The sequence below is a fragment of the Bradyrhizobium sp. JR3.5 genome (assembly GCF_054057015.1).
Map to the genome: position 1 here is coordinate 1632476 of NZ_JBSRYV010000002.1, position 21753 is coordinate 1654228.

Annotated in this window: 23 protein-coding genes and 2 pseudogenes; 13 read left to right on the plus strand and 12 right to left on the minus strand. The window is 64.2% G+C overall.

Features of this window, described 5'->3' with window-relative positions:
• Nucleotides 1-273 precede the first annotated feature (273 nt).
• The 3 genes and pseudogenes from ACVWW1_RS24590 to ACVWW1_RS24600 all read right to left on the minus strand — a co-directional run bounded on the left by ACVWW1_RS24590 (nt 274) and on the right by ACVWW1_RS24600 (nt 2663).
• Nucleotides 274-1431, minus strand: a complete 1158-nt coding sequence (locus ACVWW1_RS24590; RefSeq protein ID WP_456655413.1) for an IS110 family RNA-guided transposase — start codon at nt 1429-1431, stop codon at nt 274-276.
• Nucleotides 1432-1634: 203 nt separating this feature from the next.
• The gene (locus ACVWW1_RS24595; protein ID WP_456657723.1) at nt 1635-1910 is read right to left on the minus strand and encodes a YiaA/YiaB family inner membrane protein; all 276 of its coding nucleotides are present in this window, start codon (nt 1908-1910) and stop codon (nt 1635-1637) included.
• Between the two features lie 56 nt (nt 1911-1966).
• Nucleotides 1967-2663, minus strand: a pseudogene (locus ACVWW1_RS24600) (PspA/IM30 family protein).
• Between the two features lie 112 nt (nt 2664-2775).
• Between ACVWW1_RS24600 and ACVWW1_RS24605 the strand changes: the two are divergent.
• The 5 genes from ACVWW1_RS24605 (at nt 2776) to ACVWW1_RS24625 (ending at nt 5724) form a co-directional block, all read left to right on the plus strand.
• Entirely contained in the window at nt 2776-3384 is a 609-nt protein-coding gene (locus ACVWW1_RS24605) for a TetR/AcrR family transcriptional regulator (protein ID WP_456657724.1), read from the plus strand.
• 240 nt (nt 3385-3624) lie between these two features.
• Entirely contained in the window at nt 3625-3834 is a 210-nt protein-coding gene (locus ACVWW1_RS24610) for a cold-shock protein (RefSeq protein WP_092123914.1), read from the plus strand.
• Nucleotides 3835-4066: 232 nt separating this feature from the next.
• Nucleotides 4067-5185, plus strand: a complete 1119-nt coding sequence (locus tag ACVWW1_RS24615) for an acyl-CoA desaturase (RefSeq protein WP_456660666.1) — start codon at nt 4067-4069, stop codon at nt 5183-5185.
• 43 nt (nt 5186-5228) lie between these two features.
• The gene (locus ACVWW1_RS24620; protein ID WP_456657725.1) at nt 5229-5396 is read left to right on the plus strand and encodes a hypothetical protein; all 168 of its coding nucleotides are present in this window, start codon (nt 5229-5231) and stop codon (nt 5394-5396) included.
• Between the two features lie 91 nt (nt 5397-5487).
• Nucleotides 5488-5724: a hypothetical protein gene (locus tag ACVWW1_RS24625; RefSeq protein ID WP_456657726.1), complete on the plus strand. Its 237-nt coding sequence runs from the start codon at nt 5488-5490 to the stop codon at nt 5722-5724.
• Between the two features lie 24 nt (nt 5725-5748).
• Here the strand turns inward: ACVWW1_RS24625 and ACVWW1_RS24630 are convergent, their stop codons facing one another.
• A complete protein-coding gene (locus ACVWW1_RS24630) occupies nt 5749-6120 on the minus strand; it encodes a cupin domain-containing protein (RefSeq protein ID WP_456657727.1) in 372 nt (123 codons plus the stop codon).
• 186 nt (nt 6121-6306) lie between these two features.
• Here ACVWW1_RS24630 and ACVWW1_RS24635 point away from each other — a divergent pair, with 186 nt between their 5' ends.
• Complete coding sequence (locus ACVWW1_RS24635) at nt 6307-6687, plus strand: hypothetical protein (protein ID WP_456657728.1); 381 nt, start codon at nt 6307-6309, stop codon at nt 6685-6687.
• A gap of 247 nt (nt 6688-6934) precedes the next feature.
• On the opposite strand, the gene ACVWW1_RS24640 is transcribed toward ACVWW1_RS24635, so the two are convergent.
• Nucleotides 6935-8239: an ATP-binding protein gene (locus ACVWW1_RS24640; protein ID WP_456657729.1), complete on the minus strand. Its 1305-nt coding sequence runs from the start codon at nt 8237-8239 to the stop codon at nt 6935-6937.
• On the minus strand, nt 8236-8898 hold the full coding sequence (locus tag ACVWW1_RS24645; protein WP_456657730.1) for a response regulator transcription factor: 663 nt from the start codon (nt 8896-8898) through the stop codon (nt 8236-8238). The genes ACVWW1_RS24640 and ACVWW1_RS24645 overlap by 4 nt, the downstream gene beginning before the upstream one ends.
• 247 nt (nt 8899-9145) lie before the next feature.
• On the opposite strand from ACVWW1_RS24645, the gene ACVWW1_RS24650 reads away from it, so the two are divergent.
• From ACVWW1_RS24650 to ACVWW1_RS24670, 5 genes are all read left to right on the plus strand, one after another.
• Entirely contained in the window at nt 9146-9922 is a 777-nt protein-coding gene (locus tag ACVWW1_RS24650; RefSeq protein WP_456660667.1) for a COG4705 family protein, read from the plus strand.
• 57 nt (nt 9923-9979) lie between these two features.
• Entirely contained in the window at nt 9980-10378 is a 399-nt protein-coding gene (locus tag ACVWW1_RS24655) for a hypothetical protein (RefSeq protein ID WP_456657731.1), read from the plus strand.
• A gap of 77 nt (nt 10379-10455) precedes the next feature.
• Nucleotides 10456-11226, plus strand: coding sequence for a COG4705 family protein (locus ACVWW1_RS24660; protein ID WP_456657732.1), 771 nt, complete (start codon nt 10456-10458; stop codon nt 11224-11226).
• Between the two features lie 620 nt (nt 11227-11846).
• The gene (locus ACVWW1_RS24665) at nt 11847-12578 is read left to right on the plus strand and encodes a hypothetical protein (protein WP_456657733.1); all 732 of its coding nucleotides are present in this window, start codon (nt 11847-11849) and stop codon (nt 12576-12578) included.
• A gap of 63 nt (nt 12579-12641) precedes the next feature.
• On the plus strand, nt 12642-13604 hold the full coding sequence (locus ACVWW1_RS24670; protein WP_456657734.1) for a hypothetical protein: 963 nt from the start codon (nt 12642-12644) through the stop codon (nt 13602-13604).
• Nucleotides 13605-13632: 28 nt separating this feature from the next.
• On the opposite strand, the gene ACVWW1_RS24675 is transcribed toward ACVWW1_RS24670, so the two are convergent.
• Nucleotides 13633-14610 carry a zinc-dependent alcohol dehydrogenase family protein gene (locus tag ACVWW1_RS24675; RefSeq protein WP_456657735.1) on the minus strand — a complete coding sequence of 326 codons (978 nt, stop codon included), beginning with the start codon at nt 14608-14610 and terminating at the stop codon, nt 13633-13635.
• 125 nt (nt 14611-14735) lie between these two features.
• Between ACVWW1_RS24675 and ACVWW1_RS24680 the strand changes: the two genes are divergently transcribed.
• The gene (locus ACVWW1_RS24680) at nt 14736-15311 is read left to right on the plus strand and encodes a TetR/AcrR family transcriptional regulator (RefSeq protein WP_456657736.1); all 576 of its coding nucleotides are present in this window, start codon (nt 14736-14738) and stop codon (nt 15309-15311) included.
• 130 nt (nt 15312-15441) lie between these two features.
• A complete protein-coding gene (locus tag ACVWW1_RS24685; RefSeq protein ID WP_456657737.1) occupies nt 15442-15795 on the plus strand; it encodes a hypothetical protein in 354 nt (117 codons plus the stop codon).
• A 51-nt stretch (nt 15796-15846) separates the two neighbouring features.
• On the opposite strand, the gene ACVWW1_RS24690 is transcribed toward ACVWW1_RS24685, so the two are convergent.
• The 5 genes and pseudogenes from ACVWW1_RS24690 to ACVWW1_RS24710 all read right to left on the minus strand — a co-directional run bounded on the left by ACVWW1_RS24690 (nt 15847) and on the right by ACVWW1_RS24710 (nt 21631).
• On the minus strand, nt 15847-17922 hold the full coding sequence (locus ACVWW1_RS24690) for an FAD-binding oxidoreductase (RefSeq protein ID WP_456657738.1): 2076 nt from the start codon (nt 17920-17922) through the stop codon (nt 15847-15849).
• A gap of 60 nt (nt 17923-17982) precedes the next feature.
• Nucleotides 17983-18600: a glutathione S-transferase family protein gene (locus ACVWW1_RS24695; protein WP_456657739.1), complete on the minus strand. Its 618-nt coding sequence runs from the start codon at nt 18598-18600 to the stop codon at nt 17983-17985.
• 174 nt (nt 18601-18774) lie between these two features.
• Nucleotides 18775-19188 (minus strand): Rieske (2Fe-2S) protein, encoded by a 414-nt coding sequence (locus ACVWW1_RS24700; protein ID WP_456657740.1) that lies wholly within the window; start codon nt 19186-19188, stop codon nt 18775-18777.
• 247 nt (nt 19189-19435) lie between these two features.
• Entirely contained in the window at nt 19436-20548 is a 1113-nt protein-coding gene (locus ACVWW1_RS24705; RefSeq protein ID WP_456657741.1) for an amidohydrolase family protein, read from the minus strand.
• A 17-nt stretch (nt 20549-20565) separates the two neighbouring features.
• A pseudogene (locus tag ACVWW1_RS24710) lies at nt 20566-21631 on the minus strand (amidohydrolase family protein).
• Between the last annotated feature and the right edge of the window lie 122 nt (nt 21632-21753).

The window sequence follows — 21753 nt, forward strand, 5'->3', positions numbered from 1 at the left end:
TCGGGAAGTGCGGCGTGAACTCCTCCTATGTTCGGCGATCCAAGGGTCGAGCCAGTTCGGGCAATCTGGTTTGCATGCCAGATCAAACTCACATTCGGTCGTCGCTCGGTGGCGACTGCACCAACATTCCGCTTGCGGCGGGCAGGCTCGAGAGGACGGGACCATTCTTCGTTGCGGCGTTTGAAGCCATGCAATCCATCGGTTCGTCCGCCCGGATCGGCCGAGGCTGATCAACCTCGGCAGATTGGTTTTAAGCTTGCAGGAAGCCACGCATCAGGCGGCCTTCATCTCGGCCCCCTCGATCACGACGCCGGCGGTCACGTATTTCCACAGTGCCACGAGCAGCTTGCGGGCCAGCGCCACGATCGCGCGCTTGCGGCCGCACTGCGCCTTGAACCATTGGGTCAGCGCCGATTGCGGCTGGTGGCGCACCCAGAGCCAAGCGAGCTGGATCATCGTGGTTCTCAGGCGCGGATTGCCGGCTTTCGACACGCCTTGCTCGCGCTCGATCCCACCACTGCGCCAGGGCGTCGGCGCAAGTCCGACATAAGATGCGACCTGACGGCGGTTGGCGAACTGCCGCCAGAAGGCTTCCGACCACAGAACGGCAGCGAAGTTCGAGCCCAAACTCTTCAGACCGAGCAGCATCGCAACCGGGGTCGATGCAGCCTTCCCGCCCGACGGCTTGCTCGCGGCCAGCAACGCATCCTGCTCGCGCTCCACCGCCGCAATCTGCTCCAGCAGCAGTTCGAGCCGGTCGAGCTCACGGTCGATCTGCGCCTTCAGATGCGGCAGTAATGCGCGCCCGTCTCCAGTCCGCAAGGCCTCCAGCCGCTTCCGTCGATCCCGCCGCAACGGCGCATAACCCGATATCCCTTGCGCGAACAGAAGACCCTTGATCCGGTTCACATGCTCGACCCGCTCCGCGATCAATGTCCTCCGTTCGCGGCACAGCCGGCGGCGATCCTCCTCTTCGGGAGAGGGAGCAACAACCATGGCGCAGACCCGAGGCTCGCCGCGCTTGTAGGCCAGAAGCGTCCGCAACAGTGTCTCCCCATCCAGCCTGTCCGTCTTGGCTCGCTGGCGCCGGCGCGGCGTCGCAATCGAGGCCGGATCCACCACATGGCTCTCAATGCCTTCCTGCTGCAGGGCCCGGTGAAGCCAGAACCCATCCAGCCCCGCCTCCTGGATGGTGATGATCGGATAACTCTCGCCCGTGCGCGCCTGCGCCTTGCGCTTCAGCTCCGCGAACAGCTTCAGCAGTTCCGCAAGATCGCCGGCCACCACGCTGTGTTTGGACATCTTCTCGCCTTTGCCCGGCGAAAGCGAGGTGACCAGCCAAGTCGAACGGCTCAGTTCCAATGACGCGAAAATTGCGCCAAACTGAGTGCGGATAGCGGCCAGTTTGTCGGAAGGATGATCGAGCAACATCGTCGTCTCCAGGTTGAATGGGTGCAACCTCAGTCTGGCCTCAGACTTGGTCGCTATCCACTCCCCATGGAATCTTCGTCGCTTCAGCGCAAAATTGCTTTGCAATTTTGTCGCGAGCTCCTCGCAATGATGCGGGAGGATCTCGCCCCGCAACAAAAGCGGCGGGTGAAAACCACCCGCCGCTTCGTCCTGGCTAGGGCCTCTTACGCCGCCTTGGAGACTTCCATCAGCAGGCGCTCGGCCTTGGCGTCCTCGATGCGGTTCACGAACTTGCTGCTCTCGTAATTGTCGCGCACCGTTTTGGTCAGCGTGACGCAGGTCTGGACCAGCATCACGATGCCCATCGTGAGATAGCCCTTCATCCAGAGGTCGATCGGCAGAAAGAACACGCCGACGGCGACGAGGAAAGCGGAGGCTGCGAAGGACGCGTAGGTGAAGGTGACCCAGCTGCCGCTGTGGGGTTGGATGCTCTGGTTCATGGTCGTCTCCTTGATGATAGGTGATTTGAAGTTGGCTTGGTTTCAGGCTCGAGTTCTCAGGCGGCCGGCGAGCGCCTGGCTCTCAGGCGGGCCAGCACGTCGTCGGCCGTCGATTTCATCCGCGGGCCAAAGCCCTGCTCGGCGAGCTTCTCGGCGGTGGCGAGCGGACCCGAGGCGGTGTCGATCTCGAACAGCGCGTCATCGGCCGCCTGGATCTCCATCTGCCGCTCGCGCAGCCGCTTCAGCGTCGCTTCGGCTTCCGGCAGCGTCGACTCGTAGGGCCGCGCCGCCTCGATGCCGCTCCGGCGCAGCGAACGCACGGCTTCCGAGGCACGGGCGAGGCGCCGACCACGGTCGAGCTCGGCAATGCGCGCCTCGGCATTGGCGACGTGGCGCTTCAGCCGGGTGATCTCGGTGGCGAACAGCGTGCGCGCGGTCATCGCGGCGTCGCGTTCGGCTTCGAGGTTGGCGATCGCCTGCGCGGCTTCGCGGGCGAGGTCGTCCCGGCCGCCCTCGAGCGCCGCCGACGCGCGCACCTCGAGATCGGCGATCCGGGGCATTGGTCGCCTCAAGCCGCCGGCCCTCCTGCGCGTCGCCGGCAATGGCGAGCGCCAGGGTCCGTTTCGAGCGGTCGACCGCGGCGGCGGCATCGCGCATCTGCTGGTCGAGGACGACCAGCGCGGTCCGATCTTGCAGTTCCTCCTCGGCTGCCGCCACGCTGCCGCGGAAAATCGTCAAAACAGTTTTGAACATTTGGCCACTCCCTGTTATGAGCATCGCTCATGAATCTCTTGTACCACATAATGAACGCCGCTCAAGATTTATTTGAGCAACGCTCACGAATGTGATTAACGACGGGTGAAACATGTCCAAAGCATTGGAACGACGTGCAAAACTGCGCGAAGCGCTGATCGAGGCGGCGGAACGGGCCATTGCGGCGAAGGGTCTAGGCGGCCTGAAAACCCGCGAACTGGCCCAGGAAATCGGTATCGCCAATGGCGGCGTCTACAATCTGGTCGAGGATGTCGACGAGCTGATCCTGCGCGTCGGCTCGCGTACGCTGGCCCGGCTCGATGCTTCGCTGTCGCTGGCCGAGATCCGCGGCGCGGCCGCGCCGCGCGAGATGCTGGTACGGATCGCGGTCGCCTATTGCGACTTCGCGGCCGACAATCTCGAACTGTGGCGCGCGCTGTTCGAGCACCGCATGCAGCCCGGCAAGCCGGTGCCGGAATGGGCGATCACCGAGCAGATGGAACTGTTCCGCCACATCTACAAGCCGCTCGCCACGCTGCTTCCGCAGCGCTCGCCGGCGCAGCTCGGCGTCACCGCGCGCAGCCTGTTCTCCGCCGTGCACGGCATGGTCGCGCTCGGGCTGGAGCACAAGCTGATCGCGGTGCCGATCGGCGCGCTGCGTAGCGAGATCTCGATCTTGACGCGGGCGATGGTCGACGGCCTGACGGCGAAGAAGGATTAGCGCAGGTGCCCGTAATCGCACGGTATCCCCGCCGTGCGGTCAGGCAGAGAAAGGAGGAAGGCCCCTTGCGGAACGATCGAACTGTAGTTACTTACCTCGGATCGAGTTTCGGCCGAACGACTTGGCCTCGCCGCTGATAGCGTGCCTGACTGACGACCCTCACCCCCTGAACTTCGAATTAGCCTGCTGCGCCCTCGGGTGCGGCTCCAAACACGCATCTTTACTAAAGGACGATGTTCCATGAGCTTGGGAACTGTGAAGTGGTTTAACGGCCAGAAGGGTTTCGGCTTCATTCAGCCGGACGACGGCGGCCAGGACGTTTTCGTTCATATCAGCGCCGTCGAACGCGCCGGCATGAGCTCCCTCAACGAGGGTCAGAAGGTTTCTTTTGAAATCGTTGCGGACCGCCGGACCGGCAAATCTGCTGCGGACAATCTCCGCGCGGTGTAAGCTGCCACAATCGGCCATGCTGCTTTGACCACGGATGAACTGGCAAAGCCTCTGGTTACGCGACCCCGCGACTGGTCACCCGGCCGCGGGGTTCTCTTTATCAACACCGCGCGCCATGCCCGCCAGGACCAGGACTTGAACCGTCTGCCGGCGAACCGGCCTGCGCATCGAAGCAGCTGAGGTCGCGAGCGTGTCCACCAGTATCGATCCAGCTCCGCAGCACGACGACATCATGTACCCGCAGGTCCTGCCGTTCGTGCTGGTCCACGTCGGGTGTCTTGCAGCGATCTGGTCGGGCATCTCGTGGCCAGCGATTGCAATTTGCGTCGCGCTGTATTGGCTGCGCATGTTTGCGATCACGGCCGGATATCATCGCTACTTCTCGCATCGAGCTTATTCGACAAGCCGGGCGTTTCAATTCATCCTTGCATTCCTTGCCCAAAGCAGCGCCCAGAAAAGCATCCTTTGGTGGGCCGCGAAACATCGACATCACCATCTTCATTCCGACACCGAGCAGGATGTGCATTCGCCGCTGCACAAGGGCCTCGTGTACAGTCATCTCGGCTGGATCTTCTATCGACAGCACGATGCAACTGATCTGACGAAAGTTTCGGATTTTGCCTCATATCCGGAGTTGATGTGGCTGCACAAATTCGAGGTTTTGCCGGCGGTCGTGGTCGCGTGTCTGTGCTTCCTCGTTGCCGGATGGCCGGGGCTCCTGGTCGGTTTCTTCTGGAGCACCGTGCTGCTGTATCACGCAACGTTTTGCATCAACTCCCTCGCACATGTTCACGGACGCAAGCGGTATGTGACGGGCGATGACTCCCGCAACAATTGGCTGCTGGCGCTGGTTACGATGGGTGAGGGTTGGCACAACAATCACCACGCCTATCAAAGCAGCGCGCGGCAGGGCTTCCGCTGGTGGGAGATCGATGCGACCTATTATGTCCTGGTGGCCTTGTCCTGGCTCGGTATCGTCTGGGATCTCAAGGCGCCGCCCACGCAGGTTCTCCGTAACGAGCAGCGCCTGGGATCGCGTGTGATCAAGCGGACGGCCGAGCAGCTCGCCGGCCGTTTCAACCCCGAACACATTGCGCAGGCGATCAAATCCTCAATCCATGAAACCGGATTGTCGGTGCGGGACGCGCTTTTTCTGTTGCAGCATCGTGCCGATTTGCATCTGCCCAGCATGCCGACGCGCGAGCAGTTGTTGGCTGAAGCCCAGGCCATGTTCGCGAAGACGCCATCGCTGGACGACATCGTCGACCGTGCACATGAGCTGCTGGTGGAATCGGTCTGCTTCCTTCTGGCCGTTCCGCCGCCGGTGGCCGGGGTAAACCCGAAAGCTTGAGAGAGCGGTAGCATTTTGCCTCGGGCATCCCCATATAGACTCAATGACCAACTGGCAAAAACCGAGCAAGCGCGAAGCACCCAAGACCAAGGCCGAATTGCGCGAGATGCTGACCGAGGCCGTGCGTAACACGCAGAGCCCGGACCAGTCGTCGAAGCCGCGCCCGGCAAAGGCCAAGAAGACCGCGGCTGGAGCCGCCGACGTCGATTAAGCCTCGCGGCGCCACGCGACCGGATCGCCCGGCTCTGGATGCGACCGAATTCCATTCGCAACGGGCGCGAGAATCTTCGTGAAGGAGCAGCATGCGCAAGCTTCCCAAGCCCACCGAACAAGAGATCAATGAGGGGCCCCAAGCGGTGTCCTTTCAGATTGCGAACGGAAACGCGCGGCAGGACTGCATCCTGCAAACCACATTCCCGACGAAGATGCAGGCGCACAAATATCTTCTCGCGAATTGGCCGGCCTTCGAAAAGATGGCTCGCGATGCCCTTGCGGCGGGAACCATTGAAGGCGGCCGGATCAAGCTCGCGATGATCTGAACAGCCGACGGAAGCGCCCAGACTTTACGGCTCCATCGTGTAGGCGCGGCCGGGTTCGAGCGCATAGATCGTCAGAAAGCGCAGCGGCCGTTCCGGGTCGCAATTGCGAAACAGCGTGTGCGGAACATCGGCCCGATCCTGCAGGGTCTCGCCTGCCCGATATTGCCGTGGCGCCTCGTCGCCATAGGCGGACTCGGCAACGCCCTCGACGATGAAGATCACGCCGCCGACCGGATGCCGGTGCAGCGGAGCAACCCCGCCGGGCGGATAAGTCACCTCGGCAACGACAGGCTCGCGCTGATCGCCGGGTAGAGCAAGTCGCTCAAGGGTCTTGCGCGTGACGCCGGCAAAGCCGGTTTGCTGAGCGTTGGCCTGACCGTTGTTGCTTTCAGTCATTGGAACCCTTTCTTGTCACGCGAGCCCTTGTCCCGATCGGATCGGGCGCGACTATGGTGGCGCTCCAACGACGCAACAAGCGCCAAGCATTTCAACCCATGTCACACAGCTGAGGCGAGGCCCTTGCCACCCCTGCTTCCACGTTGCAGGATTCCGACGCCGAACATCTTCAGCAGTGGGCCTTGCATGAAAACGGGTATCGTCGTCGCCGCCCTGGCGTTCATCTTTGCGGCATCAGATGTCACGCCGGCGTCGTCGGCGCAGGCCGTGCCGGACTGCTCGATGTCGGTGACGTTGGCGGATTGGGGCGAGAATTCGACCGGCGATATCGACGTCGCCTCGGGCGAAAGTTGCCAGATCCCGATCGGAATCCGCGGCACGGTGACGGACTCGTCGATCTCGCAAAAGCCGACCTATGGCAAATTGAAGAAGATCAACGCATCGACCTTCGAGTACAGGGCGAAGGCCAAATACAAGGGTAACGATACGTTTGCCATCAAGGCAACAGGTCAGGGACCGAAGGCCTCCGGCACCTCGGTCATCACCGTGCACGCCACGATCAAGTAGTCGCCGATCCAGTTAGATTGCCGCGCGCCGGGCAGGCACGCTTCAAGCTCCGCCGTCGTGTTTGCCATGAGAAACGTCCTTGCTCCAATGCCTGGCATTGCTGTCGTCGGCCCGCGACATCCGAACCGGTCTCGACCGGCGGCGCGCGGGGCCCGCATCCGAACTGCACTGGTAGCGACAAGCCGGGCGGCTCTCAAGACGCCATGGCAATAATGTCGCGCGGCTGCATTTTGCCGGCCGCCAGGCCTCACCCACCGGTCGCCGGCAGCTTGACGGTCACGCGCAGGCCTGAACGTCCGGCACCGGTCACATTTTCGAACAGGACCGAACCGGCGGCACGATCGACGATGCGCTTCACGATCGAGAGCCCGAGCCCGGCGCCCTCTCCGCTCGGCTGGCCACCGCGAAAGAACGGCTCGCCGATCCGCGCCAGATCCTGCGGCGGAATCCCCGGCCCGGTGTCCTCGATCTGGATGACGGCCATTCCGTCCTCCCGACCGACGGCAAGATCGACAGCCCCACCATTTGGCGTGAACTTGATTGCGTTCTCCACCAGGTTCCGGATCGCCGAGATCAGCGACAGCTCATCACCGTTCACCGCGACCACCTCGACCGTCGTGAAACCGAGATCGATATTGTGCGCCGCCGCCTCAGGCAGCAGATCGGCGACGACGCCTTTTGCGATCTTGTCCAGCTGCACGGGTGCGCTCACGATGGCCGGCGCAGCGTCCTGACGCGCCAGCGCCAGGAGTTGCTCGAGCAGATGCTTGGTGCGCCGCATCCCGCTCTTCAGCGCATCGAGCCGGTCGCGCGTCTCCGCCGGCATGTCGAGCGAGGCGAGATTTTCCGCCTGCAGGCTGAGCGCGGTGACCGGCGTTCGAAGTTCATGGGCCGCGTCGGCGATGAAACGCCGTTGCTGGTCCATCAAGACGCGCACCCGCCCCAGCAACCCGTTGATCGAGCCAAGGAACGGCTGCAGCTCGCTCGGCGCGCCCGTCGCCGGCAATGCACCGACGTCATCCACCCTGCTCGCATCGAGATCGCCGGCAAGGCGCAACATCGGCCGGATCGATCGGGCGATCACGAATGCCGTCATCAGCAGCAGGCACGGCACCAGCGCGGCGATCGGCAACAGCGTGCGCACGGCCATATCGCCCGCGATCTCGGTGCGGATCTCGGTCTGCTGCGTCACCGCAAAGCGGCTGCCATCCGGCCGGGTCCGAAGCAGCACGCGGACCGGCTGCCCGCGATAGACATCATTGTGCAGCCCATCCGTCAGTCCCCAAAGCCGGCGATCGTCTGCGGAGCCGCGCGGCGCCTCGCCGAGTTCGACGACGGCGACCTCGGCTTCCGCGTCGACACCGGTGACCGGGCGGCTTTGCCGGATCGGAGCGCTGAGCGCGAAGCTGCCGATCTGGATCAGGACGGAGTCCTGCATCTCGATCGCTTCGCTGTAGGCCCATCTGTACGCCAGAATTCCGCCGACGGCACCCGTCAACAGGATGATCGCGGTGAGTCCAACGAACAGGCGTCCGCGCAGCGATCTCATCATCTCGAATGATCCACCATCCATCCGACGCCGCGCACGTTCCTGATCGCCGCGGCGCCGAGTTTTCTGCGCACGGCGTGAATCAGAAACTCGACCGCGTTGCTCTCGACCTCCTCGCGCCAGCCGTAGATCTGCCGTTCGAGCTCGGCACGGGACAGGATCGTTCCCGGCCGCGCCAGCAGCGCCTGTAGCAGGGCGAACTCGCGAGCGCTGAGCACGGCCTTCTCTTCGCTGAACGTGGCTTCCCGCGTCGCCGGATCGAGGTGAAGCTCGCCGTTCGTCAGCACCGGCGGCGCTCCGCTGCCCTCGCGCCGCAGCACCGCGCGCATGCGCGCCAGCAACTCGGCGATCTCGAACGGCTTGACCAGGTAATCGTCGGCGCCGAGATCGAGCCCCCGGATGCGATCGTTCAGCGCATCGCGTGCGGTGAGAATGATCACGGGAAGGCGAGAGGCGCGCTCCCGGATCGCCTTGAGAACGTCAAGACCGTCAGTCAATGGCAGGCCGAGATCGAGCAGCGCAATGTCGTAGGTCTCGCTGCGGCTGGCTTCGATGGCGAGATCGCCATTGCGCACCCAGTCGACCGCATAGGCGGCATCCCTCAGCGCCTCGACGACGGCGGCGCCGATCATCCTGTCGTCCTCCACCACGAGCACCCGCATCGCCTGGCAAATCCATCCCGATCAGCACCGGGAGTAGGCCCGGCGAAACTGCGTCGCACCGAACAAACCCGCGACGCCTGCGCGATCATATCAGTTTCGACTTAGCCGCGGCTTAGGGGCTTTCGGCGCCCAAATGGCGGCCCGCTGCGCCCACCTAAGCCGCGGCTAAGTCTCGCAGTGCACGCTCGCTGTCGAACTCGGCGGAACCGCCGACCCTGTCAAAGCGGAGCTTCACACCGTGCTGGATATCAGACCCATCGGCCGCAGCATGCTGAACAAGGTCCCCGAAGTCACCCTCGTCTTCTGGCTCATCAAGATCATGTCGACCACGGTCGGCGAGACCGGCGCCGATTATCTGGCCGTCCATGTCGGCCTCGGACCAAGTGTAACCGGGCTGCTGATGATGACGCTGCTTGCCGCAGTGCTGGCCATCCAGCTGCGGATGGACCGTTACGTGCCATGGGTCTACTGGCTGACGGTCGTGCTCGTCAGCATCGTCGGGACGCAGATCACCGATGCACTGACCGACAAGCTCGAGATCAGCCTCTACGTCAGTACGGCCGCCTTCGCGATCGCCCTGGCCGCGACCTTCGCGATCTGGTTTTCGGTCGAGCGGACGCTGTCGATCCACAGCATCGTGACCAAACGGCGCGAACTGTTCTACTGGGCCGCGATCCTCTTCACATTCGCGCTCGGCACGGCTGCGGGCGATCTTGCGACCGAAACACTGGGCCTTGGCTTCAACGTCGGGGTGGTCGCGTTCACGGCACTCATCGCGGCGATCGCGGCGGCCTACGCGCTCGGCACCAATGCGGTGCTGACCTTCTGGCTCGCCTACATCCTGACGCGTCCGCTCGGAGCATCGTTCGGCGACCTGCTGTCCCAGGCCCGTGAGTACGGCGGGCTCGGCTTCGGCACGATCTACACCAGCCTCGCCTTCCTGACGGTGATCGTCGCGCTGGTCGCCTGGCTGTCGTTCGAAGGCGACGCCGGCGGAAAGCCCGAGGCGTCGCGCGGCGCGTGAATTCGACATGCGCCCCGACGGACACCAATCGAAGCCCCTCACACAGGAGAACCACCCATGAACAAGACGACACGCGGCCTTGCGACGGCAATCGTTGCGCTCGCAGTCATCCAGCCGCTCCCCGATGCCAACGCAGGCCTCGGGCTGCTGCCGCACACGCAGACGGCCGCCGCCAGGCTCGGCGACCTGGCGCCATTTCGCAGCATCGCCGCCGATGTCGCGGCACTGGTCGACAAGGGCGACCTGGCCGGCGCCAAGACGCGGATCAAGGATCTCGAGACCAAATGGGACGAAGCGGAAGCCGGATTGAAGCCGCGCGCGGCCACAGACTGGCACACGGTCGACAAGGCGATCGATCGTGCGCTCGAGGCGGTGCGTGAGACCAATCCGGATGCCGCCAAGTGCAAGGCGGCGCTCGCCGAGCTGCTGTCGATCATGGACTCGATGAAGGCCTGATCTCTCCGTCCGTCATTTCGACCGCCCGCCGGCGGCATCGTCCGCCGGCGACCCGGCCTCCCGGAGCGAGGAACCCCATGGAATTATTGTTGCGCGACACCGCCACGGACGACCGCGCGGGAAAAGTCCCCGCCGTCACGCTCGGCTTCTGGCTCATCAAGATTCTCGCCACGACGCTCGGCGAGACCGGCGGCGACGCCGTCACGATGTCGATGAATCTCGGCTATCTCGTCGGCACTGCGATCTTCGCGGTCATCTTCGCTGCTGCCGTCGCAGCGCAGATGGCGGCGAAGCGCTTTCATCCGCTGCTCTACTGGACCGTGATCATCGCGACGACGACCGTCGGCACGACCTTTGCCGATTTCGTCGACCGTTCGCTGGGAATCGGATATCTCGGCGGCTCATCGCTGCTGGCCGGACTGCTCGTTGTGTCCCTTGCCGCGTGGCATCGTACCATGGGAACGGTCTCGATCGCGTCGATCGACAACAAGGCGTCCGAAACCTTCTACTGGATCACGATCCTGTTCTCGCAGACGCTGGGCACCGCGCTCGGCGACTGGATGGCCGACTCCACCGGCCTCGGCTATGGCGGCGGCGCCATCGTGTTCGCCGCCGGCATCGCCATCGTCGCCGCCGCCTATCTCTGGGCGCGGGTGTCGCACACGGTGCTGTTCTGGATCGCGTTCGTCCTGACCAGGCCACTCGGCGCGACCGTCGGCGATTTCCTCGACAAGCCGCTCGATCACGGCGGCCTTGCGCTCAGCCGCTACACGGCATCGATAGCCCTTGCCGTTGCGATCGCGGCACTGGTCTTCATCCTGCCGCAGCGGGCGGGGGAGCACGCGTGAACGCCAGGCCTCCGCCCGCCCCCGACATCGTTCTCGTGCGGGTAGGTTGGCGCGTCGCGATCATCGTCTCGCGATCGATCGGTTCGCGGTCGATGGTCTGTCGCGAACTGCATGAACGGAGCCCCTCTGTGTGACGTGGTTCCGAAGCGAGGGTCTAGGACGTTTTGCCGCAGTTCGCTCGGCAGGGGGGGTGACGCCCGTCATAGATGCCGCGCGCGAGTTCTGCGATCCTGATCTTGATACTGCCTGCTTTTTTGATGCGCTGCTCTCGGCCCAATGACGCTGGTTCAGCACCAGCCGGCTTCGCGAGCACAAAATTGATTGCCTTGCACCTTGGACATTAGCCGGCTTCGACCGGCGCACCACGAGGACGCAAACCATGGCCAATACCGCACCGGTCGTCACGATTGGTAACCACAGCCTGTTGTACAATCAGTGGCAGAAGATGCAGCCATGGCTGACTTATTTCGACGCTGACGGCAATCCCGCGCAGAGCTTTCAGTTCTTTGACAGCGGCACCGCCGCGACCAGCGGCTATTTCTGGACTCCCAGCAATAGCCATTGGGATGCCGGCACCGTCATCGATGTTGCCGCGTCTGACCTCTCCGATGTGTGGCTGCGTGCCGGCTCGGTCGGCGGCAGCGAGACACTCTGGGCACGCCTTCGACGGGACGGACTGGAGCACCTGGACCGCGTTCACCTTCACGACGATTCCAAACACGCCTCCGGTCGCCACGATCAACGACCAGCAACTGCACACTAACACATGGGCGCAAGTCACGAACTGGCTGAACTACTCCGACGCCAACGGCGATGCTGCGACCAAGTACCAGTTCTGGGACAGCGGATCGTCCGCCACCAGCGCGTATTTCTGGACTCCGACCAATTCCCACTGGGCTGCCAACACGACGATCGACGTTTCGGCCGCTGACCTCGCCAATGTCTGGATCCAGGGCGGCTCCACGACCGGCTCCGAGACCATGTGGGTCAGAGCGTTCGACGGAACGGACTGGAGCAACTGGGATACCTTCACGTTGACGTCGACGAATTCGGCCCCCGTCGTGACGATCGGCGACCATTCCGTGCACATGGGCCAGTGGGTGACCGTCGGCAACTGGTTGGCGACGTCGGATGCCGACAACGATGCGATCACGAAGTATCAGTTCTGGGACAGCGGCACGGCCGCAACCAGCGCCTATTTCTGGACTCCGACCAATTCCCACTGGGACGCCAACACCGTGATCGACGTTTCGGCCGCTGATCTCGCCAATGTCTGGATCCAGGGCGGCTCCGCGACCGGTTCGGAGACGATGTGGGTCAGGGGGTTCGACGGCACCACGTGGAGCAATTGAGATACTTTCACGCTGACGTCGACGGTCAACACGCCACCGGTCGCGACCATCAACGACCAGTCGGTGCACGTCAATCAATGGGTCAAGCCGGAGGCCTGGCTCAGCGCCAGCGATGCCGAGGGCGATGCGATCACGAAGTATCAGTTCTGGGACAGCGGCACCGCCGCGACCAGCGCCTACTTCTGGACGCCAACCAATGAGCACTGGGCAGCCAACACGGTGATCGACGTTTCGGCATCCGATCTGGACAATCTCTGGATTCAGGGTGGCTCGACGACCGGCTCCGAGACCATGTGGGTCAGGGCGTTCGACGGCACCGCCTGGGGCAATTGGGACAACTTTACCCTGACCTCCACGAACACCGCCCCGACGGTTGCGATCAGCGATCATTCGCTGAACGCCACGCAGTGGGCACAGCTCGTCAACTGGACGACGGCATCCGACGCCGACGGCGATGCGATCACCAAATACCAGTTCTGGGACGGCGGCTCGGCCGCCAACAGCGCCTATTTCTGGACGCCCGCCAATTCACACTGGGCAGCCAACACGGTGATCGACGTTGCCGCCTCCGACCTGGCCAGTGTCTGGGTGCAGGGCGGCACCGCCGGCGGTTCCGAGACCATGTGGGTCAGGGCGTTCGACGGCACCGCCTGGAGCAATTGGGACAGCTTTACCCTGACGTCGCTGCCAAACCACGCGCCCGTCGCCTCGATCAACGATCAGACCTTGCACATCAATGAGTGGAGCCAGGTCAGCAATTTGTTGTCCTATTCCGACCTCGACGGAAATCCCGCGTCCGAATATCAGTTCTGGGATGGCGGCAGCGGCGCCAACAGCGGCTATTTCTGGACCTCCGCGAATTCGCACTGGCCGGCCTCAACCGCAATCGACGTCAGCGCCGCGGCCGTCGACGACGTCTGGGTCCGCGGTGGCGCCACCACCGGCACCGAGACGATGTATGTGCGTGCGTTCGACGGCATCGACTGGGGCGCGTGGCACGCTTTCGCGCTCACGACCATCGTCTAGCGGCGCTGCCGCTTCGCTCGATGACGCTCTAGTTCGGCGTGAAGATGACCTTGCCCTTGAATGCTGCCGCCTTGGCGATGGCTTCCGGGAATCCTTCGAGGCCATAGCTCCCGACCACCGGCGCGCTGATCGCGCCGGATGCGACCATCGGCACGAGATGGTCGTACATCCTGGCCAGGGTCTCGTCGGTTGCGGTCTTGCCCCAATGGCCGAGCCAGAAGCCGCGCACAGACACTTCATTGAAGATCACGCTCAAGGCCGAGCCGGAGAACGGCTGTCCGCTCATCGCGCTGTAGATGACGAGCACCGCCTTCGGCGCCAGGCAATTCATCAGGTTCAAGGCGGACGTGCCGCCGACGACGTCGAGCGCCAGCAGGATCGGCGCCCCGCCGGTCTCCTTGGCCACCCGCTTGGCGAGATCAGGCCCGTCGACCAGCACGACATCACCGCCGACCGACTTGACCTCGTCGACGACCTCCTCGCGCCGGACGACGTTGACGGTCTTGAGCCCGAGCGACTTGGCGACGGCGATCACCGCCCGCGCCGTCGCTGAATTGGCGCCGTTCTGGATCACCCAGCCGCCGTGCGGAATCTTCACGAAATCGGTCAGCAGCAGATAGGCGGTCGCCGGGTTGACCCCGATCATCGAGAGTTGCTGGATATCCGCATTCTCAGGCAACGGCCGCTGCCAGGACGCCGTGAACTTGACGCGTTCGGTCCAGGTCGGGACCGTGAACGGGATCAACGTGCGATCGCCGACCTTCAGGTTCCTGACCTGCGATCCCGCGGCGACCACCCGCCCGACGCCTTCGATCCCGAGCGTCGCCGGCGGCGTCGGCAAATAGCCGTAGCGCCCGGCGATGATCATGAAATCCGAATTGTTGATCGGCGCGGCCTCCACCGCAACCACGACCTCGTTGGGACCGGGGCTGCCGACGTCGGGCACCTCGTTGAGCTTGACCACATCCTGGGCACGTCCGAACGCAACGACCTGAACAGCCTTCATGGCACGATCTCCCGATTTCGTTATGTACTTGTAAGTACAGAATTTGGATAACGTCAATGGCGCCAACCGACTTCACAGCAAGGTGAAGGCTTCACATCCGACGCGGGAGTACATAAAAGGGCGATATGGCAAGGCCGCGCAGCTTCGATCCGGACGATGTCCTGGAAATCGCCCGTCAGGTATTCTGGCAGAAGGGTTTTCAGGCGACCTCGCTCGACGAGATCACGGCGGCGAGCGGCGTCGCGAAGCCCAGCCTCTATGCGGCGTTCGGCGACAAGAACGCGTTGTTCCTCAAGGTGCTGGACCGCTATCACGACGGCATTCTGGGCTGGGCCGAGCGCGTGCTGGCACAGCCTGTGCCGGCCCGTGAGGCGATCAGGCAGTGGCTGACCGGCTTCATCCCCTACTGCTCGGGCGAGAAAGGACAGCGCGGCTGCCTGTCGATCAATTCCGCGACCGACGGCTCGCTCGATCAGGCCGAACTCCGCAAGAGCATCGAACGCTACAACCGGCGGCTCGAAGAGCTGTTGCGCGCGCGGCTGCGCGCCGACCGCGCCGAATTCGGAAAGGGCTTTGACCCCGACGTCACCGCGCACACCATCATGGTCGTGCATGCCGGGCTGCTGGCGCTCGCGCACCAAAGGCCGGATCCGAAACGGGTGAAGGCCGTGATCGACCAGGTGATGAGCCTGCTCGCCTGAGTTTGCTGCCCCGGCGGTACACTGCGCCCTCGCATGAATGTGAATATATGATATACATCATCTTATTGATGTCGCGCGCGTGATGACCATGTCCGGATTGGCTGCTGGGCCTTTCCGGATCTGGGATCAGATGAACAAACCGTTTTGGCGTGCGATGCTTTTTGCCACCTGCTTGCTGGCGCTGCCGGCGCTCGGCCCAGTGCGAGCCCATGATCACCAGCATCCCGAGTTGAACGGCTGGTACGAGAGCCTGCATAGCGGCAAGGGACCCTGCTGCGACGGCAGCGACGCGCAGCGCGTCGACGATGCCGATTGGGACACCAAGGACGGCCACTATCGCGTCCGCCTCGAGGGTGAATGGGTCGACGTTCCCGACGAGGCCGTCGTTGCCGGCCCGAACCGCGCCGGCCGCACCATGGTCTGGCCGTATTACCTCGATGGCCACCCACGGCCGCGCTGCTTCATGCCGGGCAGCATGGGCTGAGCAGCCGCGACGGCGCGCCGCGCGGATTGCGTGGTCGGCGAACTCGGCTGATCAAAGATCCAGCTGGACCCGATCCACGCCGTCGCCATCCGGCTTCGCCGGGACAGCACAGCAGATCAGCACCTCGTCGTCAGCCACCTCGGCAGTCGGCTCCTTCAGATAGGTGACGGCGCCTGCCAGCAACCTGGTTCGACAGCTTCCGCAATTGCCTTCCCGGCAACTGAAGGCCGGGCTGAGAGCGCGCTCCTCCGCCAGTTCGAGCAGCGTTCCGGATTCCGGCGTCCAGCGCGCTTCCTTCATCGATGCGGTGAACACCACCGGAACCGGCGTAGTCGCAGCCGGCCGGCGCGGCGGCGCCGTGGTGGCCACGTCCGTCTTCCGCACCAGCGACGACGGACCAAATGCCTCGGCGTGAATCCTGCCGTCGGCAATGTTGTAGCCGCGCAGGGCGTCATAGAGCGATTGGGTGAACTGCGGCGGCCCGCACAGATAGAAATCGTAATCGTTGAACGGCAGGACGCGCGACAGCAGCGCCATGTCGATCCGTCCCGCAGCGTCGTAATCGACACCCTGCTCGGCGCCATCGACGTCACTGAGGACGCGGATGATCCGGACTGCGCCGCCGGCGGCCTCAGCCAGCTGCTGCAACTCGTCGCCGAACGCGCGCTCGGCCCTGGCATGCGCAGCCTGGAACAGGAATGTCGGCCGGATGCCGCGGGTGCGCAGCCCTTCATAGACCACGTGGCGCAGCATCGCGAGCATCGGCGTGATGCCGACGCCGCCGGCCAGCAGCACCGCCGGCCGCTTCTCGCGCGCATCGATCGTGAAGCCGCCGCTCGGTGCCCGCGCCTCGATGATATCGCCGACATGGATCGTGTCGTGGAGATGCTGCGACACCAGGCCCTCGCGCTTCACGCTGATGCGGTACATGCCGTCCGACGGCGCGACCGACAGCGTGTAGGTGCGAATGACCGGCTTGTCGGATCCGGGCAATGCGAGGCGGATCGGCAGATGCTGTCCGGCCTGATGCGGCAGCAGCCCTGCGCCATCGTCCGGCTGCAGATGAAACGAGCGGATCGAACGGCTCTCGTCGACGATCCCAGTGACCTTGAACGGGCGCCACTGCGTGGCGCGCTCCGTCGCGCGGAGCCGGTCGGCGGCCTGCGCCCAGTCGCCGGTCATCAAGGCATTCGGCGACCAGCCTTCGGCCCGGAAAGCCCAGCGCAGCGGCAGCGCACCGCGCCTGCGCACCACGCGGCGGGCGTGGAAGCTCCAGAGCCGTTCGGCGCCCTGGAACGCCGCGATCTCGGGCGAGTCCAGGATCACCTCGGCATCGCCCGTCAGTTGCAGCATGTCACCGGTTTCGAAATCGACGAACACCAGCCCGGCCTTGCCGTTGACGAGGATGTTGCCGAGCGTGTTGAAGAACAGGTTGCCGGCGAAATCCGGGACAGTCAGCGTGCCGTCGGCGGCGACGCGGACGAAACCCGCTCTGCCGCCGCGATGCGAGACGTCGACCTGGCGACGATCCTCGCGCTCGGCATAGGACGCCACGAAGAACGTATCCGCCGCCGCGATCGTGTCGCGCGCGGCCTGATCGAGCATCGTGCCCTGCTCGACCTCTCCGGTGAAAGCTGCGTCCGGCTCGCGCACAAATCTGAAATCGCGCAGCTGGATATATTGCGGACAATTGCCGAAGCTCTGGTCGAGTTCGAAGCTGAGCGCCTTGTCCGACGACGCACGGAGCAGCCCGTTCGCACGGTTGCGACGGCGCGTGTGCAATTCGATTCCCAATAGTCCGATCGCATCGCCCTCGCGCATGCCTTCGCTTGCGGGATCGCTAGGCTCCGGCCGCGCATCGATCTCGAGGTGGCGCGGCGTCGGCGAGGCGATGAAGCCGGGCCGGCCAGCCAGCAACGAGGCCCACACGTCACCGCTCCGGTCGACGCTGCCGACCACGACGAAGGGAATCTGCGCGAAGAAATCGCGATGCTGGTCGGGCATGAAATCGCGCACCGCGCGCTGGCCGACCGCCGCCATCTTCTCGGCGACACCGACCTTCTGCTGGATCGCCATCTCGCCGGCGTGCCAGGTCGCGAGCTTGCTCTTGGTTCGCCTGTCGCTCATTGCGTCGCCCTCCCTTTCGGGGTTGGACGGGCGCGCCCGCGGGCACGCCCGGTCGACCTATCACGCAGCCGCTGCCAGACCGGCGGCAGTTTTCGCAAAAGGCACGAAGCCCGGCAGCGCCTCGATCCGGCGCAGGAACGCGTTGACGCGCGCGTAGGCGGAGAGATCGACATTGCCTTCGGGCGCGCTCGACAGATAGCTGTAGAGCGCGACGTCCGCGATGGTCGGTTGCGCGCCGACCAACCAGTCACGATCGGCGAGATGGGCTTCGAGCCGCTTCAGCAGCACATGGGCGCGCGCGATCACGTCGTCCGGATTGTGCTTCGCGCCGAAGACGGTGATGAGCCGCGCCGCGGCAGGCCCGAATGCGAGATCGCCGGCGGCAACCGACAGCCAGCGCTGCACCATGGCGGCGCCCTTCGCATCCTGTGGCAGCCAGTCGGTGCGGCCGAGCTTGGTCGCGAGATAGACCAGGATCGCGTTGGAGTCGGCAATGATGGTGCCGTCATCGTCGAGCACCGGCACCTGGCCGAATGGATTGAGCGCGAGGAATTCCGGCGTCTTCTGCGCTCCGGACCTGAGGTCGACGTCGACCACCTCGTGCGGAATGCCCAGCAGGGACATGAACAGGCGCGCGCGGTGCGCATGGCCGGAGAGAGCAAAGTGATAAAGCTTCATGGTGCCGTTCCTGATGTCGTGGGCGGGGTCATCCCGACCGCGACCTCAAGGTGGCCTATTGCATTCGATATTATAATTACCGCCGCTGGAACTTCATTATTGCGGATATTGCAATAACACCTGTACCGTCATGGCCGGGCTTGTCCCAGCAAGACGGGTTTTACGACGCAGCCCTTACACCTCAACGATCACGTAATCATCTTCGATGTGCACCGGAAACGTCTCGGCGACATACGGCCCCTTCTGCAATTCCGCGCCGCTTTCGACCGCGACCGGATAGGAGCGGATCCTGAACCGCTTGGGATCGAACCAGGACTGGCCGTTGCGGATGTCGAATTCCCAGCCGTGCCACGGACAGCGCAGCATCTCGCCGACACGGTCGCGCTGATAGATGCCGGGCTCCGGCGAAGTCAGGCGCGCCACGCAGGCCGCCTTCTCCAGCGGCGCGCCCTCATGCGGACAGCGATTGAGCAGTGCGAAGAACTCGCCATTAACGTGGAACACGACGATGTCGCGGCCCTCGAGGCCGAACACCTTGTTGCCGCCGGCAGGAATCTCACTGGTGCGCGCGACGATGTGACGGGCCATCGGTGTCCTAGGGCACAATGAGATTGGGTCGGATAGGGGCCGCGACGGCAGTGCGCTCCCTCGCCCCGTTCTTACGGGGAGAGGGTTGGGGTGAGGGGCCCTCTCCGCATAAATGGTGATAGCTGTACTCGCGGAGACTCCCCCTCACCCGGAATGCATCTAGCGATGCATTCCGACCTCTCCCCGCACGCGGGGCGAGGTGATGCGGAGTCCGCGGCGCGATCGGAAGCAAGACCATATCGATCTCTCAGAACTTATAGACCGCGCGGGCGTTGCTGTTGAAGATCTTGCGCCGCTCGGCGTCCGTCAGCGGTGTCTTGAAGGCGTAGCGCGCGTCGTCATAGTCCCAGTGCGGATAGTCCGACGAGAACAGCAGCCGGTCGATGCCGACCCATTCGATCAACTGACGCAGGTGTTTCGCTTCATCCGGTTCGTCGATCGGCTGGGTCGTGAACCAGAAATGCTCCTTCACATATTCGCTCGGCTTGCGCTTCAGATGCGGCACCTCGCTGCGGAAGCGCTCGAAATGCTGGTCCATCCGCCACGTCGTCGCGGGGATCCAGCCGAAGCCGCCCTCGATGAACACGATCTTCAGTTTCGGGAAGCGCTCGGGAACGCCTTCCAGCACGAGGCTCGTGAGGTTCGAGGCCACCGTATGCGCGTTCGACTGATGCTCCTCGCAGTAGTAGGACGGCCAGCCGCCGCCGGTCGGCGCGTGCCCGCCATAGCCGCCGACATGGATGCCGAGCGGCAGATCGAGCTCTTGCGCGCGCTCGTAGATCGGCCAGTAGCGCCGGCGGCCGAGCGGCTCGTTGGCGCGCGGCGACACGTTGATCTGGATATACTCACCGGTTTTGGCGCAACGGTCGATCTCGGCGAGGCCGAGGTCGGAGCCGTCCTGCCCGACCAGGATCGAGGCCCTCAGGCGCGGATCGCGGTGCGCCCAGAAGGCGAGCTGCCAGTCGTTGATGGCGCGCTGGATCGCGGCGCCGAATTCCAGATTCTGCTGCGAGAAGATGAAGAGGTCGAGCACCTGCAGGATGCCGAACTCGACGTCGAACGGGTCGAGATGCTGCTTGCGCATGAAATCGAGGTCGGAGCCCGGCACGCCGCCGGTCGGCGGCCAGGCATCGCGCCGCGCGATCAGCGGCGAGGAGCGCGGATACGGCGTGGTGCCGATATAGGGCGTGCGCAGATGACTGCCATATTCCTTCAGATGCTGCTGCCAGCGCTTCGGCAGGAACTCGTTCAGGTCGCTGTGCGCATGAATGCTCGGATGGATGTCGCAATCGATGATCTTGAGCCGCGTCGCGGCGGCGGTCTCCTGGTCGAGCATCGGGCGGTCGATGACGTCACTCATGCGATCCTCCTTTGAATCTAGGAATCGAGCTTCAGGCGCGGAAACGTTTCCAGCGGATTATCCTGGCACATCCGCCTGACGATGCTGTCAGGCAGATATCGCGGGACCGGATCGTCGCCGTCAAACTGCCAGTGCGGATAGTCGGACGCGAACAGGAACATCTTGTCGGAGCCGATCTGGTCGATGATGTCGGCGACGCCGGTCGCATCCATCGGCGCGTCGAACGGCTGCATGGTGACGCGGAAATGGTCGCGGATGATCGCGGCCGGCTCGCGCTCGACCCACGGCACCTCGACGCGGACGCCGCGCCAGGTCTTGTTGGCGCGCCACATGAAGGCCGGCAACCAGCTGACGCCCGACTCCATCAGCACGACCGTCAAGCGCGGATACTTCCCGAACACGCCCTCATAGATCAGGGCTCAGCGTCTGCGCCTGGAACGCCTGCGCTTCGGCGAGATAATATTCGTAGCGATAGGACGGCCAGCCGATCGAGCTCGGCGCGCCGCGATAGGCGCTGCCGGCGTGGATTGCGATCGGCAGTCTGTGTTTCTCCGCGGCCTGATAGATCGGCCAGTAGTGCCGCCGCCCGAGCAGCATCTCGCCTTGCGAGGGCACCAGCACGGAGACGAAGCGGTTGTCACCGGCGCGGCGCTCGATCTCCTCGACCGCGAGGTCCGGTGCCTGGATCGGCACCACGATCGAGGCGCGCAGCCGCGTGTCCCTGGCAAGCCACTCCGCCGCGATCCAGTCATTGATTGCCTTGCAGAAGTCCGCCGCCATGTAGGGATCGAACACCGCCTGCGCGCCGTAGACGACGTTGCAGATGGCGTGACTGGCGCCGAGCTGGTCGAACGCGCCGCGCTGCACCATGGCGAGATCGCTGCCGGGCTTGCGGCCGTCGGCCGGCCGCCAGTCGGCGCGGCCGGACAGCGGCATCGACGGCGGATAGGAATTGAGGTCCAGCCCGTCGATGGCACGGCTGACCACCTGTTCCTTCCAGTGATCGCTGAGATAAGGCAGCAGCGTGGTGCGCGTTCCCCCCACCGCGGGATGGATGTCGCAGTCGATGCGCATGGCCGCCATGATGCTCCCTAGATGTTCCGTTCCTCGGACTGAACTTCTTGTCTTGGTTGTTGGCGGCATCGCTGCCGCGGAGCGGACTGTGACGCCGATGGCGCGATCGCGCAAGCCGATCCGCGCGGGGC